12 protein-coding genes and 1 tRNA gene are annotated in these 18,710 nt (G+C 67.4%); 7 read left to right on the top strand and 6 right to left on the bottom strand.

Features of this window, described 5'->3' with window-relative positions; translation table 11 throughout:
- Positions 1 to 8 precede the first annotated feature (8 nt).
- Positions 9 to 1,160, bottom strand: coding sequence for a hypothetical protein (locus tag ABFD52_12490; GenBank protein ID MEN6561584.1), 1,152 nt, complete (start codon positions 1,158 to 1,160; stop codon positions 9 to 11).
- 269 nt (positions 1,161 to 1,429) lie between these two features.
- Here ABFD52_12490 and ABFD52_12485 point away from each other — a divergent pair.
- A tRNA-Leu gene (locus ABFD52_12485) sits at positions 1,430 to 1,516 on the top strand.
- A gap of 71 nt (positions 1,517 to 1,587) precedes the next feature.
- Entirely contained in the window at positions 1,588 to 2,571 is a 984-nt protein-coding gene (locus ABFD52_12480; GenBank protein ID MEN6561583.1) for a GWxTD domain-containing protein, read from the top strand.
- Here the strand turns inward: ABFD52_12480 and ABFD52_12475 are convergent.
- From ABFD52_12475 to ABFD52_12465, 3 genes are all read right to left on the bottom strand, one after another.
- Positions 2,560 to 5,625 (bottom strand): TonB-dependent receptor, encoded by a 3,066-nt coding sequence (locus ABFD52_12475; protein ID MEN6561582.1) that lies wholly within the window; start codon positions 5,623 to 5,625, stop codon positions 2,560 to 2,562. The two genes, ABFD52_12480 and ABFD52_12475, sit on opposite strands and share 12 nt — an antisense overlap.
- 122 nt (positions 5,626 to 5,747) lie before the next feature.
- A complete protein-coding gene (locus ABFD52_12470) occupies positions 5,748 to 6,671 on the bottom strand; it encodes an ROK family protein (protein MEN6561581.1) in 924 nt (307 codons plus the stop codon).
- Between the two features lie 57 nt (positions 6,672 to 6,728).
- On the bottom strand, positions 6,729 to 6,908 hold the full coding sequence (locus ABFD52_12465) for a twin-arginine translocase TatA/TatE family subunit (GenBank protein MEN6561580.1): 180 nt from the start codon (positions 6,906 to 6,908) through the stop codon (positions 6,729 to 6,731).
- Between the two features lie 130 nt (positions 6,909 to 7,038).
- On the opposite strand from ABFD52_12465, the gene lepA reads away from it, so the two are divergent.
- The 5 genes from lepA (at position 7,039) to mtnA (ending at position 12,122) form a co-directional block, all read left to right on the top strand.
- On the top strand, positions 7,039 to 8,829 hold the full coding sequence (gene lepA, locus ABFD52_12460) for a translation elongation factor 4 (GenBank protein MEN6561579.1): 1,791 nt from the start codon (positions 7,039 to 7,041) through the stop codon (positions 8,827 to 8,829).
- A 386-nt stretch (positions 8,830 to 9,215) separates the two neighbouring features.
- Positions 9,216 to 9,614, top strand: coding sequence for a hypothetical protein (locus ABFD52_12455; GenBank protein MEN6561578.1), 399 nt, complete (start codon positions 9,216 to 9,218; stop codon positions 9,612 to 9,614).
- Between the two features lie 46 nt (positions 9,615 to 9,660).
- On the top strand, positions 9,661 to 10,263 hold the full coding sequence (locus ABFD52_12450) for a hypothetical protein (protein MEN6561577.1): 603 nt from the start codon (positions 9,661 to 9,663) through the stop codon (positions 10,261 to 10,263).
- Positions 10,260 to 11,090, top strand: a complete 831-nt coding sequence (locus ABFD52_12445; protein ID MEN6561576.1) for a hypothetical protein — start codon at positions 10,260 to 10,262, stop codon at positions 11,088 to 11,090. The genes ABFD52_12450 and ABFD52_12445 overlap by 4 nt, the downstream gene beginning before the upstream one ends.
- Before the next feature lie 3 nt (positions 11,091 to 11,093).
- Positions 11,094 to 12,122, top strand: a complete 1,029-nt coding sequence (mtnA, locus tag ABFD52_12440) for an S-methyl-5-thioribose-1-phosphate isomerase (GenBank protein MEN6561575.1) — start codon at positions 11,094 to 11,096, stop codon at positions 12,120 to 12,122.
- 61 nt (positions 12,123 to 12,183) lie between these two features.
- Here mtnA and ABFD52_12435 read toward each other — a convergent pair whose 3' ends face one another.
- Positions 12,184 to 15,321, bottom strand: coding sequence for an efflux RND transporter permease subunit (locus tag ABFD52_12435; GenBank protein MEN6561574.1), 3,138 nt, complete (start codon positions 15,319 to 15,321; stop codon positions 12,184 to 12,186).
- Positions 15,318 to 18,671, bottom strand: coding sequence for an efflux RND transporter permease subunit (locus ABFD52_12430; GenBank protein ID MEN6561573.1), 3,354 nt, complete (start codon positions 18,669 to 18,671; stop codon positions 15,318 to 15,320). Before ABFD52_12430 ends, ABFD52_12435 begins: the two co-directional genes overlap by 4 nt.
- Positions 18,672 to 18,710 lie beyond the last annotated feature (39 nt).

Raw genomic sequence — 18,710 nt, 5'->3', positions numbered from 1 at the left:
CCTTTTTTTCAGGCTCCGGCCTTGTATTTCAGGAGAGCGCCGATCCCGCCGTAGCTGTCTAACCTGGACGGCGGATCGACCTGCTTGGCCGTTCCGCCGCGCCTGAGCACCGTTTCGATGGCCTCGTCGACGATGTCCGGGACGGGGTCGGTCTTCTTGCCGTCGACCGGGCACTTGAGCTCGTCGATGTAGAGGAACTTGTGGGTCGGGCAGACCCGCCCGGCCTGGGCGAAATTGTGGGCGACTACGAGCGTCTGGACCTCGAACTGGTTCAGGCGGCGCAGGGTCTCGCGCAGGCCCGAGACGGCCAGGCCGCCGCGCTCGAGCTCGGCGATGAGCTTCTGGACGATCTCCTCCTGCTCGGCTCTTTTCAGCCGGGCTTCCAGCCCGAGGACCTCGGCCAGGACCTTGTCGGGCGGATCGGTCACATGGGCGCGCAGGCGGCCCTTGATCTTGCCGCGGAGATAGCTGTGCAGGCAGGGATCGAAGTCGTTGTCGTGGCTTTCCTCGGTGCCGATGAAGAGCCAGTCGAAGGGGTACTTCTTGCTGATCTCGAAGGTCTTTTGGGCCGTCCGCTTGAGGTGCTCCTGGACGCGGGCGTCGACGCGGCGCTCGATCCTCTTGGCCGCGGTGCCCTCGAAACCGCCGTCGCGGACGCGGCCCGGCACGTCGCTTTCGATCTTGTCGAGGAGCCGGATCTCCCCCATGGACACGCCGTACCAGACGGACTTGCGGTAGCCGGCGATGAGGGCGCAGATCGGGCTGTACCTGTCCGAGATGGCCGCCAGGGGGCGGACGTAGAAGTTGGCGTCGAAAACCAGGCGGTTGCGGGGGCCGTGCGGCAGCTCCAGGGCCTGCCAGAAGCCTTGCCTGCTGGCCGAGAAGGCCGCCAGTCCGGCGGCGTTCGAGGACGCGAGGGCCTGGCCGCCGTACTCGGCGATGCGGTCGAGATCCTGGAGAAGCGATTCTATCCTGTCCTTGCCCGCGGGCAGGCCGCAGGCCCGTTCCCTGGCCTCGTTGAGCAGGTTCTTCAAGGCCAGATGGATCTCCTTGCGGCTCATTTGGCCCTTGTCCGCATCCAGGTAGAACGAGGTCACGAGGTCGCCCTGGCCCCTGAACTTGGCCAGGTCCTCGATCTGGGAACGGCCGACGAATTTCATGGATCCTCCTTGGCAATGAATGCGAGGGATAACGTCCGACGCGGGCGCCGATCAATGAGGGGGATCATCAACACCTCAACAATAGGCGGCCACCCCCGTTTTGTCAAGTTGACCCCCGGGCATCCTGCCCGGGCGGCTGCCGGGCCCGGATCTCGCCCTCCCCCGGCGTCTTTCCCGGTCGTTCCTCCGCCGGGAAGCCGGGCCCGCGGCCGCCGGCATTTCCTATTTGCGCGGGGCGAAAAAATCGCTATAATAGGGGCTCCCTGAGTGCGGAAGTGGCGGAATTGGCAGACGCGTAAGCCTCAGGAGTTTATGGCCGTAAGGCTGTGAGGGTTCGAGTCCCTCCTTCCGCACCACCCCTTCTTTCCCCCCGCTTGATAATTCGCCCGCCAAGGACTACCTTAGAGCCGGAAAGGATGGAGTGTTCATGAGAGCCTTACCTCGCCTCAAGGTCAACGCCAGCGCGCGTACCGCCATCTTCGGGCTGGCCGCGGTCGTGCTCGCCGCCGGCCTGGCCGCCGGTCCCGCCTCCGGGGCCATGGGCGCGGCGCGCACCAAGATGAGCAAGGCCCACGCCGAGTGGCTGGACAAGGTCGATTACATCATCACCAAGGACGAGCGCAAGATCTTCCGCGAGCTCCCGGAGAGCGGCCGGGACGATTTCATCGCCGAGTTCTGGAAGCGGCGCGATCCCAGCCCCGATTCCGAGCGCAACGAGTTCAAGATCGAATATGAGAACCGGGTGGCCAAGGCCGCGACCCTGTTCCTCGGCGAGGGGCGGCCGGGCTGGCGGACCGACCGGGGCCGCATCTTCATCCTGTTCGGGCCGCCGTCGGAGCGCCTGACCTATCCCATGGACGCCTCCGGCTACTGCCGGGAGATCTGGTATTACGGCGCCTTCCCGGTCGTCTTCATCGACGAGCACTGCTCCGGCTACTTCGTCATGCGGGCCATCAACCTGGAGCATCTCCAGGAGCTCAACATCGCCCAGGGCTACTTCCAGAAGACCTTCTCGCAGGAGAAGAAGTTCTTCGATTACGAGGTCTCGATGCAGAAGACCCGGGCCGAGGGCGGGGTCTACGAAGGCCGGGTCTTCGTCGACGTCCCCTACGACACGATCTGGTTCAATTTCAAGGGCGGACGCCTGGAGACGGCCTTCGAAGCGCATCTCGAGATCTCGGACAATTCCGGGACGATCCTCTGGCAGGCCGAGAACACGTTCCCGCTGACGCTCGAGGAAAAGGACCTGACCGAGAACCGCAAGAGCCGCTTCCGCATGGAATTCCCCCTGCTCCTCGACAAGGACCTGGATCGGCTGAAGTCCCAGAAGCTGCGGCTGGACGTCTCGGTCCGGAGCACGTCCGAGGGCGAGGAGCTGAAGAAGGCCGTGGCCTTCCAGCTAAAATTTTAGATTGAGGTTCAGCCGGATCGTCCGCGTGCCGATATACGGCGTCAGGGTCCCGTAGGTGCCGCTGAGGATCCGCGTGCCCGCGCTGGCGCCCGCGCCGTCCGGGGCCCAGGTCCCGCCGTCGTTGAGATCGAGCGTCCGGTATTTCTCGCCGAGCAGGTTGAAGACGTCCACCGACAGGGAGAAGCGGCTGAGCCCGGCCCGCAGGAAGTCCTTTTCCAGCCGGAGGTCCAGGGTCTTCCAGGCGTCGTAGCGCCGCGAGCCAGGGTTCTCCAGGTAGACCGTGATGGGGGTCACCTTGGCGCCGTTGGCCGCGGCCCACGCGGCCGGCGGGATGATGGTCACCGTCCGGGCCCAGGTGCCGCCGCTCTGCATCTTGAAGAGCGCGCTGGCGTAGATGTCCAGCGGGAAGCGGAAGGTCCCGGCCAGCTTCAGGACGAGCGGCCGGTCCTGCAGGAGCCGGTCGGTCGCGGCGATGTTGGTGAAGGAGTTCGGGGTCAGCAGGACGGGGGAGTTGCCGGCGCCCCAACGGGAGGCCACGCTGGTCGTGCCCGTGGCCCGGTTCCAGGCGATGGAGCCGAAGGCCTGCCAGTTATGGGACATCCTCTTGTGGAATGAGAACTCGACGCTCCGGTACCGGGCTTCGAGCTCCGGGACGTTCTCGATCCGCTTGAAATAATCCGGGGCCTGGGTCGCCGGGAGGTAGAGGTTCAGGGCCACGTCGGGGTAGCCGCCGGTCCCCGGGACGACGGTCGAGAAGGGAACCCACCAACCCTCGGGCGCGTCCTCGGCCCGCCACCATTCGGCCCCGGTCGAAGGATCGAAGACGACCTGGCCGATGAGATTGGTCTTGCGGCGGTCGATGTAGCGGGCGGCCAGGACGAGATCGGCCCCGGCCGACTGCTCCAGGCCGGCCGTCCATTCCTCGGTCACGGGGGCGGACAGGTCGGGGTCGACGGCCTGGCGGAAGTAGGTGCTGCTGTAGACCCGGTAATCATAGGGGACTATGGCGTACGAGTCGTCGTCGCCGACCAGGCCGTCCCCGTCCTCGTCGTACCAGAAAAAGTCGTGGGATGCGGTCGGGTCGACCTGGGCCAGGTCCTGGGAGTAACCCAGCCCGAGGTATTCCGGGAGCCGGGCCCAGGTGCCCTTGATGACGGTCCGGCCGTTGCCCAGGAGGTCGAAGCTCAGGCCGAAGCGGGGCGAGAGGGAGTTCCAGACGATGGCCTTGTCCCAGCTCGCGAGGCTGAGCGAGCTGAAGATGCTGTAGCCGAGGAGCGGCTTGATGAGGTCGGTGCCGAGCGTGACGCTCACGCTGTTGCCGCTCGCGCTCTTGGAGAAGGAGTTGAACCGGGTCTCGGACCGGTCGAACCGCAGCCCGGCGGACAGGGACAGGCGCCCGCCGACCTTGATCGTGTCCTGGGCGAAGAAGCCGACCCGCTTGAGCTCGCGCTTGAGCGACATGCCGCCCTCGGCCTTCGGGGCGATGTAGAAGCCGATGAGGCCGTAGCCGACCTCGTCGCCGGACGTGGGCGACGTGGCCGTCCCGAAGGTGTAGGGGCTGCCGGAAACGTAGTTGTAGATCAGGTTGTCGGCTTTCCAGGTCGATGACCGCGAGGCGGTCGTCTCGTACTCGGCGCCGACGACGAACTCGTGGAAGGCCCCGAGGAGGCCGTCCTCGAGCCGGGTCAGGGCCGCGGCGCCCCGCATCCGGCTGGCGGCTTCGCGGTCGTTGAGCGAGCCGCTGCCCCACGCGCGCCCCGAGATCAGGTCCGCGTACTGGGGCTTGTCGCTGGCCGCCGAGTTGAGGCGGAGCGGCTGCTCGTACTTGGCATAGCCGATGTTGATGTCGATGCGCGTGCTCTGTCCGGAGACGTAGCTGCCGCCGATCCGGGCCAGGAAGGTCCCCTCGCCCTCGAGGTCGCGGGTGGACGATTCCGGAGTCAGGGTGCCGATGTCGGCCCCGTAGGCCGGCTCGTAGTGGCGCGTGTAGCCGAACTCCAGGACGCCCTTGAACTTGTCCAGGACGTCCATCGACAGTTTGAACATCCCGGAGAGGTCCCGCTGCTTGTAGTCGTAGACGAAGTGACGGAGGCCGAGCGGATCGGTCCAGTAGGTGAAGGGGGCCCGGCGGCCGAGGCTGTCGTACCGGAAATTGGCGAACATCCAGGCCATGTCCCGGAGGACGGGGGCGCCCAGGGTGAGCGACAGGTCGTTCTCGCGCCGGAGGGCCGTCGGTGTGGCCTGGGGCATCCCCGCCAGCTCGTCGGCCGTCCAGAGCGAATGGGTCAGGCCCTTGCCGGAGACGCTGTAGGAAACGAGCCCTTCCGTTTTGGCCGCCCCGATCTTATGGGCGATATTGATATAGGCCCCCTGGCCCGGCCCGGTCTCGGCCGAATGGCCGGCCGATTCGACCACGACCTCCTGGATGAGATCGGTGTTGATCCGGTCCATGACCCGGCCGTCGGTCGGGTGGGTGACGATGACGCCGTCCTGGACGACGACCGCCTCCGTCAGGGGCGAGCCGTCGAGCGACATCCGCCCCTGGTTCGGGACGGTCTCGAAGATCAGCCCGGGGACGATCCCCAGGAGGTCCGTCAGGTCGCGGCGGAGAGGCAGGCGTTCGATGAGCGGCCGGTCGATGACCACGGCGGCGCGGGCCGAGTCCCGGTCGAGGGTCGATCCGGGCCTGGCCGTCGCCGCCTCTTCCTCGACCTCGGCGGGGGGCAGGCGGAAATCCACGGTGGCGGTCGCCCCGGACGAAACGACGACGCCGTCGATCGTGACCGTCTTGAAGCCCGGCATCTCGGCGACGACCTTGTACTTGCCGGGCGCCAGGCCGACGATGGCGAAGCGTCCCGATTTCGTGATCGTGTAATTGGCCATGCCGAGGGCGGTGGGGGAGGTCACGTAGAGGTAGGCGCCGTTGAGGGGCTTGCCTTTCCCGTCCATGACCCGGCCCTTGAGGGCGCCCGTCGGGCCGGCCGCGCCGACGGGGAGGACGAGGCCCAGGAGGATCGCGCAGAAGGCCAGTGAAACGACGGATTTTCTGGTCAACGCGGCCTCCTTGGTCCTGGGTTCCACCGTATTTTTATATTTTTTTCTACCCGGGATGTCAAAACAATTAACTCCCCGCCGGGCGGGTTGGTTACAGACGGCCGAGCGGCGTCCGGGGCGGCTCATCCCCGCCGTCCCGCCTTGAGGCCGGCCCAGGCGGCCGCGCCGACGAGGCCGGCGTCGTTGCCCAGGGCCGCTTTCTCGACGCGGCAGCCGGCGAACGGGATGGGATGGGACCAGCGGCGGGCTTCCTCGACGACCGGGTCGAGCAGGAGCCGGCCGGCCGAAACGACGCCGCCGCCGATCAGGACCTTCTCGGGGTCGAGGGCCGTGACGATGATGCCGATGCCGATGCCCAGCCAGTGGGCGAGCTTGCGGAAGCTCTCCAGGGCGGCCGGGTCGCCGGCCTTGGCCCGGAGATAGACCTCTTTGGAATCCGTGACGTCGGTCCGGCCCGAAAGGGCCCGGTAGTTGCGGACCAGCCGGGGGGCCGAGGCCTCGGTTTCGAGGCAGCCGCGCCGGCCGCAGCCGCATGTTTCGCCGTCGGGGTTGACCGTGATGTGGCCGAGCTCCCCGGCGTAGCCGCCCTCTCCTTCCCAGAGCCGGCCGTCGAGGATGATGCCGCCGCCGATGCCCGTGCCGACGGTCAGGAGGACCAGGCTGCGGGCGCCCCGGCCGGAGCCGTGCCGGAACTCGCCGTAGGCGGCCAGGTTGGCGTCGTTGCCGATCCGGACCGGGACATCGATGACCCGGCGCAGGGCCGGCAGGATGGGGTATCCGTCGAGGCTGGGATAGTTGGGCGACTGGAGGATCTTGCGGTCTTTCGTGCTGTAGAAGCCGGCGATGCCGAAGCCGCAGGCGCGGATGGGCCCGGGGGACTTCTTCTTGAGGCCGGTCCAGGTCTCCCCGAGGACGGCCAGGATCCCGGCCATGCTCTCGGGGCTCCGGACCTTTCCCTTTACGGCCAGCCGGCCTTCGGGGTCGACCAACCCATACTTGATCTGCGTGCCGCCGATGTCGAAGCCGGCGTTGTACGAGGATGTCATGAAGAGCTCTCGGGGCCTGCCCGGCCGGAAGGCCCCGGCGGGCTCAGGGACAAGGCGTCAGTTCTTTGGGGACTCGGGGGGCTTGGGGCCTTCGTGCTCGTCCTTGATCGACTTCTTGAAATTACGGATGCCTTCGCCGATGGACTTGCCGAGGTCCGGGAGCTTGCGTGCGCCGAAGATGATGACCACGATGAGCAGGATCAGGATCAGTTCGGGCGCTCCGAGGGATCCAAACATGCGAATCTCCTTGATTCCAGGCTGATTTTCTCCCCTAGAAGATACCCCCGCACCCCCCAAATGTCAATTTTTGCCGTGCGGGGGCCGGCCGGGGACTTTTTCGCCGGAATCTGCGATAATAGCTGATTCCATGAAGAACATCAGGAACTTCTCCATCATCGCCCACGTCGACCACGGCAAGTCGACCCTGGCCGACCGGTTCATCGAGCTGACCGGGGCCCTGTCCGCCCGGGAGCTCAAGGAGCAGGTCCTGGACACCATGGACCTCGAGCGGGAGCGCGGCATCACCATCAAGGCCCAGACCGTCCGCCTGAATTACCGCAGCCGCTCCGGGGAGGAATTCGTCTTCGACCTAATCGACACCCCCGGCCATGTCGATTTCTCCTACGAGGTCTCGCGGAGCCTGAGCGCCTGCGACGGGGCCCTCCTCGTCATCGACGCCTCCCAGGGGGTCGAGGCCCAGACCCTGGCCAACACCTACCTGGCCATCCAGAACGACCTGGTCCTCGTCCCGGTCATCAACAAGATCGACCTGCCCCAGATCCAGATCGAGGACTCCCTCGAGCAGATGGAGCACATCCTCGGCCTGCCCCGGTCGGAGGCCCTGCTCGTCAGCGCCAAGACGGGCCAGGGCCTGCCCGAGCTCTTCGAGGCCGTGGTCCAGCGCATCCCGCCGCCGAAAGGCGACCCCGATGCGCCCCTCCAGGCCCTGCTCTTCGATTCCTGGTTCGACGTCTACCGCGGCGTCGTCGTCCTCGTCCGGATCGTCGACGGCGAGCTGCGGGCCGGCGACCGGATCGTCCTCATGGCCTCGGGCGCGGAGTACGAGGCCGAGGAGGTCGGCTACCTCACGCCCAAGCCGGTCAAGTCCGGCGTCCTGAGGACGGGCGAGGTCGGCTATCTCGTCGCCGGGATCAAGAAGCTCAGCGACGCCCGGGTCGGCGACACGGTCACGCGCCGGGACCGCCCGGCCGCCCGGGCCCTGCCCGGCTTCAAAGAGGCCAAGCCCATGGTTTTCTGCGGCGTCTTCCCGGCCGGCGAGAGCAACATCGAGGAGCTCCGCGACGCCATGGAGAAGCTCCGCCTCAACGACGCCTCGTTCCAGTACGTGCCGGAGAACTCGCCGGCGCTGGGACTGGGCTTCCGGGCCGGCTTCCTGGGCCTCCTCCACCGGGAGATCGTCCAGGAGCGGCTCGAGCGCGACTACGGCCTGACCCTGATCACGACCGCCCCGAGCGTCGGCTACCGCGTGACCGACCGCAAAGGGGAGACTTTCGAGATCCACAACCCCTCGGAGATGCCCGAGCCGACCGAGGTCGCCCGGATCGAGGAGCCGATCATCGAGGCCGTCATCCTGACGCCCGACCGCTACCTCGGCAACCTGTTCAAGCTCCTCGAGGAACGGCGGGGCGTCCAGAAGAAGATGGAGTACATCGGTCCGGGGCGCGTGCTGCTGACCTACGCCCTGCCGCTCAACGAGGTCGTCTTCGACTTCTACAACCAGCTCAAGCAGCTGTCGCAGGGCTACGCCTCGCTCGACTACGAGTTCGCCGGCTATCGCGAGGGGCCGCTGGTCAAGCTCGACATCCTCATCAACGGCGATGCCGTCGACGCGCTCTCGCTCATCGTCCACGAGGACAAGGCCGTGACGATCGGCCGGGCGCTCGTCGAGCGCATGCGCAAGGTCATCCCGCGGCAGCAGTACGAGGTCGCCCTCCAGGCCGCCGTCGGCAAGCGGGTCATCGCCCGGGAGACGGTCAAGCCTTTCCGCAAGGACGTCCTGGCCAAGCTCTACGGCGGCGATTATACCCGCAAGATGAAGGTGCTGGAGAAGCAGAAAGCCGGCAAAAAGCGGATGCGGCGCGTCGGCAAGGTGGATATCCCCCAGGAGGCCTTCCTGGCCATCCTGGAAGTCAAATAGGCCTAAAAGGAAGAAGACCCGGAGATCTTTAACTATATGGAGATTCTTGCTTTCGAGGGCTTTGAGTAGCTCTTTCGGGGAACGCCTTCTCTCTGCGTCTATAAAGATGTTCTTTTTGTTGAACTTCAGATACAAAACAGATAGGACACATATTAGGAGTATTGTGTTAACGAAAAGGAGCCCTTTTGCCTTCCCCGCCAACAACCTGCCCACCTTATTTTCTCCGTATTCCTTTTTTGTACCTGTCAAGAAGATCCTTTGAGAAGGGTCTGCATGATCGGCCAAAAAATGATTCTTACTCGAGCTCCCTTTCCTGACGGGCGACTGAACTGAGCGACGACGAAAGTCGTATATAATGGGGCGTCGAATTTCATAAGGAGTTGTTCATGACCAAGAGACACCTGTCGACGATCGCGGCCGCCCTCGGGATCCTCGTTTTCGCCGCCGTGGCCGCGTCCGCCGCGCCGGCCGACCCGAAGCCGTTCCTGGGGAACTGGAAGGGCACGCTGAGCATCGCCGGGGCCGAGCTCGAGATCGGCCTCAACTTCTCGCTGGACGAGGCCAAGAATATCAAGGGCACCTTCGATTCCATCACCCAGAACGCGATGGGCATCGAGCTGGGGAAATTCGAGATCAAGGGCAGGGCCATGACCTTCGTCATCGACAATCCGAACGTCCCCGGCTCGCCGGCGTTCAAGGCGACGGTCGACGAGACCGGCAAGAAGATGACCGGCGATTTCACCCAGAGCGGGTACGCCGGCACGTTCTCCGTCGAGAAGCAGTAGGAGCCGGCCCGGGCCCTTGATCGGGGGCGGCTGACGGAGGTTGGCCATGAGCCGGAAAGGCGTCGAGGCGGCCCTGGCCAGGGGCGTCGAGATTCTCGACGAGCTTCTGCCGCTCAAGACCTGGCTCTATTTCCCCATCCTCTACGCGGCTTGCGTCTGGGCCGTCCGGCGGGTCTTCGATTACCGCGAGCGGATCCTGGCCTGGCAGGTCTGGCTCGATCCCGATTTCGTCCGGACCAAGCCCGACGGCTTCGTCCTCGATTTCTTCCGCGGCCAGCCCGCCCTCGCCCGCGAGTACGCCGGCGAGATCGCCCGAGGCGATGTCCGCGTCCTGCGGACGGCTTTCCCGGCCCTCTACACCGTGATCGGCCTCGAGGACGCCTTCCTGAAGGCGCTGTTCAAGCCCGAGCTGGACGCCGCCGACCACCGGGCCATCGTCGTCGAGTTCGCCGCCCGGACGGCCAAGGCCCGCGAGGACATCCGGCCGGCCGCGGCCGACCCGGCCTTCTGGGCCGCCCTCGAGCGGATCGGCCGCGAGGCGGCTTCGCTCGGTCTTCATCTCCTCAGGGACGAGGAGGTCCAGGACCTGATCGTCGGCTTGATCAAGGGGCCGGCGGCCCTGGGCCTGCCCGTGCCGCCCGAAGCATGAGAATCCGGCCCGCCCGCCTCCTGGCCCTCTTCCTCGCCGTCGGCCTCTCGGTCTCCTGCCTGGCTCCACTGCGCCGGGCCAAGCGCTATTACGCCGAGGGGCAGGACCGTGCCCGCGCGTACCGGACGGAGCAGGCCGTCGCCTGTTGGAAGAAGGCCCTGGACGAGGCTGACCGGGCCTGCCGCCGCCGGCCATCGGCCCAGGCCTTCATGGTCAAGGGCCTGGCGGAAGCGAACCTCGGCCGCTGGCGCGAAGCCGAGGCCTCGTTCCTGCGGGCCTTCGCCCTCGGCTTCGGGGACGGGAAATCCTGGGCTTCCGACTCGGCCCTGGCCGGCCTGGCTGCGTCATTCGAGGAGCTGGGGCTCGAGGCGCCGGCCCTGCGCGTCTATGCCCGGCTCGTGGACGGCTCGGAGTTCGAGCCGGCGCTCATGCTCGCGGCCGAGCGGCGGACGAACCTCGTCCTGGCCCGGGCCGCGGGACTCGAACCCGGCGAGAGGGACCGGACCCTGGCCGCCCTCGTCAAGACCCTCGACCGCCTGCTCGACCGCGATTTCGCCTGCGGCCTCTATCATTACCTTCACGCCCAGGTCGACGGCCACCTGGGCGACCTCCGCCGGGCCTACGAGGAGGCGGTCATGGCCCGCGAGCTCGGCCTGCCCGGCGAAAAGATCGGGCGAGACAACGACAACCAGCTCGTGTATTGTTATGTCCGGCTGATGGATTCGCTGGCCCCGGCCGAGCGGGAGGAGCTGGCGGCGGCCCAGGCGCGCTGGACCGCGAAGTGGGGCTGGCGCGACGACCGGACGCCGGCCTGGAAGAAGGAGTGACCGATGCTGCCGACGATCGCCTGGCGGGGCCGTTCCGTCATCATGATCGACCAGCGCAAGCTGCCCGGGCAGGAGACCTACGTCCGCTGCCGCACCTACATCCAGGTGGCCCAGGCCATCGAGAAGATGGTCGTCCGGGGGGCGCCGGCCATCGGCATCGCGGCCGCCTACGGGCTGGTCCTGGGGATGATGGCCGCGAACGCCGAGACGGGGCGGTCGATCGAGCGCGATTTCGAGAAGGTCTACAGGCGCCTCGAGCGGACCCGGCCGACGGCCCGGAACCTGTTCTGGGCCCTCGAACGGATGAAGGCCGTCTATGAGCGGACGCGGACCGAAGGGCTGCGGGCCATCCGGGCCGCGCTCCTCGGGGAGGCCAGGGCCATCGAGCGCGAGGACGCCGAGACGAACCGGGCCATCGGGCATCACGGCCAGGCGCTTCTCCGCGACGGCATGACCGTGCTGACCCACTGTAACGCCGGGGCCCTGGCCACGGCCGAGTACGGCACCGCCCTGGGCATCATCCGGGCCGCCGCGGCCGAGGGCAAGCGCATCCGGGTTTTCGCCGACGAGACGCGGCCCTTCCTCCAGGGCGCCCGGCTGACCGTCTGGGAGCTCGACCGGGACGGCATCCCCGTCGTCCTCATCACCGACGGCATGGCCGGCTGGTTCATGCGCCGGGGCGAGATCCAGGCGGTCGTGGTCGGGGCCGACCGCATCGCCCGCAACGGCGACACGGCCAACAAGATCGGCACCTATTCCGCGGCCGTGCTGGCCAGGGAGAACGGCCTGCCGTTCTACGTCGCGGCCCCCGAGAGCACCATCGACCGGACCCTCCCGGACGGCGGCGGCATCCCCATCGAGGAGCGGAACCCGGACGAGGTCCGCCAGGTCGGCGGCCGCCTGCTGACCTTGCCCTACGCCGAGGTCCGCAACCCCGCCTTCGACGTCACGCCGGCCAAATACATCACGGCCATCGTCACCGAGCGCGGCGTCCATCGCCCGCCCTACGAAACCAGCCTGCGCGGGCGCTGACGCCGGGCGGGCGGACGGGCCCCGGCCCTGCGCCGCGTTCGCCTTCCCGCGGCGCCGGAACCTAGCCCCGCCGGTCGGCGAACGGGTCGTTCTCCCGCGGCGCCGCTCCGCCGGCCCTCCGGGGCCCGAAAAGGTCCCGGGCTTCGCGGGCCTTCTCGGCGCCCCAGGCCCGCAGGCCGTCCCAGTGATAGTAAAGGACCGGGATGACGATGAGGATGAGCAGCGTCGATGACGTCATCCCCCCGACCGTGCACAGGGCCAGCGACGTCCAGATCTGGCGCTTGTTCTCCTGGGCGCTGATCAGGAGCATCGGCAGCATGCCGAAGACGGTCGTCATCGTGGTCATGAAGATCGGCCGGACGCGGTCCTTCGTGCCGCGGACCACGGCCTCGATGAGGCCCAGCCCCTCCCGGCGCCTGGCGTTGATGTGGTCGACGAGCAGGATGGCGTTGTTGACGACGATGCCCGAGAGCAGGATGACGCCGATGTAGGCCGTCGGGTCGAACGGCTCCCTGGCCACGACGAAGGCCGCGAAGACGCCGATGAGCGAGAGCGGCACGGCCAGCATGATGAGGAACGGCAGGATGAACGACTCGTAGAGCGCGGCCAGGATCATGAAGATGATGACCAGGGCCGCGGCGATGGCGAAGTTGATCTGCTTCTGCTCCTCCCTGGTCACGGCCCAGCTTTCTTCGAGGCTGGCCGAGAAGCCGGGCGGCAGCTGGAGCGAGTTGAAGACGGCCTTGCGGTAGCGCTCCTCCGCCTTGGACGGGCCGCGGAACTCCCACATGATGGTCTGCTGGAACTGCTGGTTCTCGCGGTCGATGGAGCCGGGGATGGGCGACTCGACGAAGGAGGCGATCTGGCCGAGCCGCAGATACTCCCCGCCCCGCGTCCGGAAGAGGGATTCGGACAGGGTCCGCATGTCGAGCGTCGCCGCGTCGGGGTACTTGACCGAGACGGTGATGTCCCGGCCCTCAGTGCGGATCCGGGCCGGCTGGCCGAACGTCCCCTGGATCATGGTCTGCAGGGCGAAGTAGAGATAGGCGGGATCGACGTCGTAGCTCTTGAGGGCCGTCTTGTCGATCTTGAGGACGTCCTCGAACGTGTCTCCGCGCCACCAGCCGTAGCGGCTGGAGACCGTCCGGACCTCCTTGATCCGGGGATTGCGGCGCAGGGTCTTCTCCAGGTCTCCCGTGATCTCCTTGAGCTTCTTGAGGTTGTAGCCGAAGAACTTGATCCGCGAGCTGTAATAGGTGCCCGCGCCCATGCTCGAGGAGTAGTACTGCGGGTCGAAGCCGGAGACGCTGATGTCGATGCCGGCGAACTGGGTGGCCAGCTGGATGAGCTCCTCCTTCAGCGCGTACGGCCGGTAGGACCTCTCGATCCCGGGCGGGAACCCGATGCGGGCGTAGGCGCTTTCCGGGGCGACGTCTACGTTCATCTCCTTCTCATAGCCCTGGGCCATGACCTTGTCCTCGAAGGCCCGGATGGTCTCGTCGGTGCGGGCGATGTCGGTGCCGGGCGGCATGCCGACGTGGACGTAGAGATATTCCTTCGAATACCAGGACCCCCAGCGGCCCGTCGGCACCTCGGCCCGGAACCACTTGTAGGACCCGGCGAGGAGGGCCGCGACGACGAGCAGGACCTCGAGGGGATGGCGGACGAGGGCGGCCAGGGCCTTCTCGAAGCGGGGGCTTCTCCTCTCGGCCCCGGCGGCCGCCCCTCTTCTTTTCTTGAGCACGAGCGGGCTCAGGGCCGGCACCAGCGTGTACGAGACGAGGAGCGAGGCCGCGATGGACGAGGCGACGACGATGGCCAGCGGCTGGTAATAGAGCTTGAGCTTGCCCTGGAAGAAGGGGAAGCTGAAGAAGACGGCCATGGTCGTCAGCGTCGAGGCCAGCACGGCGACGAACACCTGCCGGGGCCCTTCCACGGCCGCCTGGCGCGGGTCCATGCCGCCCTCGCGCAGGCGCAGCGCGTTCTCGAAGACGACGATGGAGTTGTCGACGAACATGCCGAAGCCGAGGGCCAGGGCCCCGAGGGTCAGCATGTTGAGCGAGATGCCGAAGGCGTAGAGAAGGTTGAAGGTGATGACGACCGAGAAGGCGATCGAGGACAGGATGAGCAGCGAGGGCGTGAACCGCCGCAGGACGACGAAGATCATGACGAAGACGATGACCGTGATCAGCCCGGCCAGGAGGTAGAGGTCGTTGAGGTTCTTGCGGATATCGTCGCTCTCGTCGTCGACCTGCTTGAAGACGAGGTTGGGCGGGAGATCCGCCCTGACGGTCTCGAGCCTCTTCTTGACGGCGGCGGCCACGCGCAGGGTGTTGGCCCCGCGCTCCTTGGAGACGGTCAGGCTGACCGTGGGCTGGCCGTTGATGCGGTGGATCTGCAGGATCTCGGCGTAGGTCACCTCGACCCTGGCCAGGTCCTGGACGAGGATCGGGTTCTGGCCGGAGTGGGCGACGACCGTCCGGCGGAGCTCGTCCAGGCCGTCGATGCGGTCGGCGAACTTGAACAGGAACTCCTGGCTGCCGCGCCGGACCCGGCCCGTCGGGTAGGTGCCCAGCCGGGCCCCGATGGCCGAGTTGACCGTATAGGGGTGGAGCCCGAGGGCCCTGACCCGGTCCTCGTCGAGCGTCACCCGGATCTCCGGCTCCGCGCCGCCGGCGACCTCGACGCCGGAGACGCCCCGGACGGCGCCCAGGCCGATCTCGAGCTTCTCTTTCACGACCTCCTGGAGCTCCTGGAGAGCGTAGGGGCCCGAGACCGTGTAGGAGAGGAACGGCCGGACCCGGAAATCCTCCGGTACGTAGGGCTGGACATAGGGCCGGACCCGGGCCGGCAGGAGCGGGCGGGCCTTGGTCAGCTCTTCGCGCAGGGCCAGCGTCGCGAACTCCATGTCCGTCTTGGGGCCGAATTCGAGCGTGATCCGGGAAGCGCCGATCTCGGACGCCGAGCTCATCCTGGTGATGCCCTTGACCGCCGCGCAGGCCTCTTCGAGCGGGGCCGTCACCTGGGCCTGGATGACCTCGGGCGGCACGCCGGGCCAGCTGGTGATGATGCTGAGCTGGGGGAACGTCTCCTTGGGCGCCAGCTCGATCGGCGTGTTCAGGAACGAATAGACGCCGGTGGCCAGCAGGGCCAGGAAGACCATGGCCGTGGCGATGGGCCGGTCGATCAGGAACTTCATCGCTTGCGGCTCTCCACCCACTCATAGGCCACGGGGATCAGGATCAGGGTCATGAAGGTCGAGAAGGTCAGGCCGCCGATGACGACGACGGCCAGCGGCTGCATGAGCTCGGCCCCGCGCTCCATGGCCAGGGCCATGGGGATGAGGCCGACGAGCGTGCTGCCCGTGGACATGAGGATCGGCCGCAACCGGACGTGGCTGCCCTCCTCGACGGCCTGCCGCAGGGGCATCCCGCCGCGCCGGAGCTGGTTGGTGTAGTCGATCTTGACCGTGGCGTTGTCGACGACGATGCCGACCAGGACGACCAGGCCGATGATCGAGATGACGTTGTAAGTCCCGCCCGTCAGGAGCAGGGCGACGATGGCCCCGGCCGCGCCCATGGGCAGGGTGAGCATGACGATGAAGGGATGGACGAGGGATTCGAACTGGGCGGCCATGATCATGTAGGTCAGGAGCGCCGCGAGGAGCAGGGCCAGGACGAGCGACTTGAAGGAGCGCGACATCTCCTCGCGCTCGCCGCTCCAGGCGACGCGGTAGTCGGTCGGCAGGCGCAGGCCGGCGATGGCCTTGTCGACGGCCGGCGTCACCTCGCTGAGCTTGCGGCCCCTGAGGTTGGCCGAGACGAGGACCTCGCGCTGCTGGTTCTCGCGGCGGATCTCGCGGGGGCCGCGGACGATCTCGTAGGACACGAGATCGCGGAGCGGGACGGCCCGGCCCTCGAAGGGCAGGGTCTCGCCGAGCAGGGTCTCGATGTTCTCGCGCGAGGCGTCGTCGAGGCGGACGAGGATATCGTATTTCTTCTCCATCTCCCGGAACTGGGTGGCCACCCGGCCGCGCACGGCGCTGACGAGGAAATCGCCGATCGTCGCGGGCGAGAGGCCCGGGTACCTCCCGAGGGCCTCCTTGTTGACCGTGACCTTGAACTCGGGCTTGCCCTCGCCGATATTCGTCGTCACGTCGGCGATGCCGGGGATGGCGGCCAGCCGCGACGTCAGGTCGGCCGCGATCGCCTTGAGGCGGTCGAGGTCCTTGCCCTTGACCTGGAGGCCGATCTCGGCCCCCGACAGGGCCAGGAACTGACTGAACGTCGAATCCTCGCGGACGACGGTATAGGCGATGTCGGGGAAGCGGGCCAGCCGGTCGCGGGCGGCGTCGAGGACGCCCCCGAGGTCCCTGGGCCTGCGGACCTCGACGTAGAGGCGGGCCGAGTTGACGGAGATCGAGGGATCGGCGCTCTCCATGCCGCTGACGATCCCGACCTGCGACAGGACGGTCTTGACCGGGGCGAGGCGCCGCAGGTGCGACTCGAGCATCACGGACATCTCGGTCGTCTGCTCGAAGGAAAAATCGACGGGCATCTTCAGGTCGAGCTCGAACGTCGTCGTCTCCATCGGCGGCATGAGCTCGCGGCGGATGAGGCCGCCCAGGGCGAAGACGATGACGAAGAAGACGACCGTCCAGGCCATGACCCGGCCCTTGTGGTCGAGGCTCCAGCCGAGGAAGCGCTGGTAGCCGTCGATGAACCGGTTGTAGACGGCGTTGAAGGCCCCGTAGGCCAGCTTGAGGAGCGGGCGGAAGGGCAGGGCAAGATAGTGCCCGGCGAACGCGGCCAGCTGGACGACGAAGCTCACAAGGACGTTGAGGGCGAAGCCGGCGGCCTTGAAGACCGCGTAGACGGCCACGCGGACGGCCCGGACGGGGTAGACCAGAAAAGCGGGCCGGCGCGATCGCGTCTTCGCGGGCGGGCCCGCGGCCGGGCCGGACGGGTCGGCCGGATCGCCCGGGCAGTCGCCGGCGGGGGCGGCGGCCGCCGCTCGCCGCGGCTTCCAGATCCGGCCCAGGCCCCAGGTGAAGCGCCAGCGCCGCTCCCGGCCCATGCCGAAATCGAATTCGCGCGATTCGAGCGTCGCGATCAGGGTCAGGGAGACGAGGAGCGAGGCCAGCAGGGCGAAGGTGACGGTCAGGGCCGTGTCCTTGAAGAGCTGGCCGGCCACGCCGTGAACGTAGATGACCGGCAGGAAGACGACGATGGTCGTCAGGGCCGTCGAGATGACCGCCGGGCCGACCTCCCTGGTCCCGACGTAGGCCGCCTCCTTCAGCCCCTTGCCGAGGCTGCGGTGCCGGAAGATGTTCTCCGAGACGACGACGGAGCAGTCGTCGAGCATGCCCACCGCCAGGGCCAGGCCGCCGAGAGACATGATGTTGAGGGTGATGTGGCCGAAGAAGAGCAAGCTGAAGGCCCCGATGATCGAGACCGGGATGACCGTGCCGATTATGAGCGGCGTCTTCCATTCCTGAAGGAAGATGAGCAGGGTCAGGAAGGCCAGCACGGCGCCCTGCCAGAGCTCGCTCTTGACGGCCCCGATGGCCCCCTCGATCGTCCGGGCCTGCTCGCTGACGACGCTCAGCGCGATGCCGGGGTTCTCCCGGCGGATCTGGCCGATGGCCTCGCGGACGAGCCTGGTAACCTTGACCGTGTTGGCCCCGGACTCCTTGCGGACGAGGAGGCCGATGCTCTCGGCGCCGTCCAGGCGGGTCATGCCCTGGCGCTCCTTGACCGAGTCCAGGACCCGGGCCACGTCGCGGAGGCGGACGACGCCGCCCTCCTTGGTGACGAGGAGGCCGATCTCGGCGATCTCGTCGAGCGACTCGAACTCGCCGACGACGCGGAGGGCGTACTTGAACGTCCCCTTGCGGATGGTCCCGCCCTGGAGGTTGCGGTTGAAGGCGTCGACGCGCGCGGCTATGTCCTCGATGGTCAGGGCGTAGAGGGCCAGCTTGGCGGGATCGGCCTCGATCTGGATCTCGCGCTCGACGCCGCCGGTGATCTCGGCCGAGCCGACGCCCTCGATCTGCTCGAGGCGGGGCTTGATGAGCTCCTCGGCCAGCTCCTTGAGCTCGAGGAGCGTCCTGTCGCCGGACAGGGCCAGGGTCATGATCGGCCGGCTCTGCGGGTCGAGCGGGATGATCGTCGGGCTCTCCGCGTCCTCGGGGAAGCGGTCCTTGGCGTTGTCGAGCTGCTCGCGGGTGTGGAGCATGGTGAAGTCCATGTCCGTGCCCCAGTCGAACTCGAGGGTCAGGAGCGAAACGCCCTCCTTGGAGACCGACTCGACGCGGCGCAGGCCGGGGACGCGGCTGACGGCCGACTCGAGCGGCGCGGTGATGAGCGTCTCGACCTCCTCGGGCGCGACGCCGGGGTAGTTGGTGATGACCGAAAGCCGCGGATAGCTGATGTCGGGCAGGAGGTCGACCGAGAGCTCCCGGAGCGAGACGGCGCCGAGGAGGATGACGGCGAAGTAGAACATGTACATCGTCACCGGCCGGTCGACGGCCAGCTTGGCGAGCTTCATGACGGCCTCCCCGGGCTCGATGTCATGTCGTCCTCCTCT

The organism is Acidobacteriota bacterium, assembly GCA_039683095.1.
Lineage (GTDB): Bacteria > Acidobacteriota > Aminicenantia > Aminicenantales > Saccharicenantaceae > RBG-16-66-30.
The sequence above is the reverse complement of the archived record's forward strand: the minus strand, read 5'-3'. Positions and strand labels throughout refer to the sequence as shown.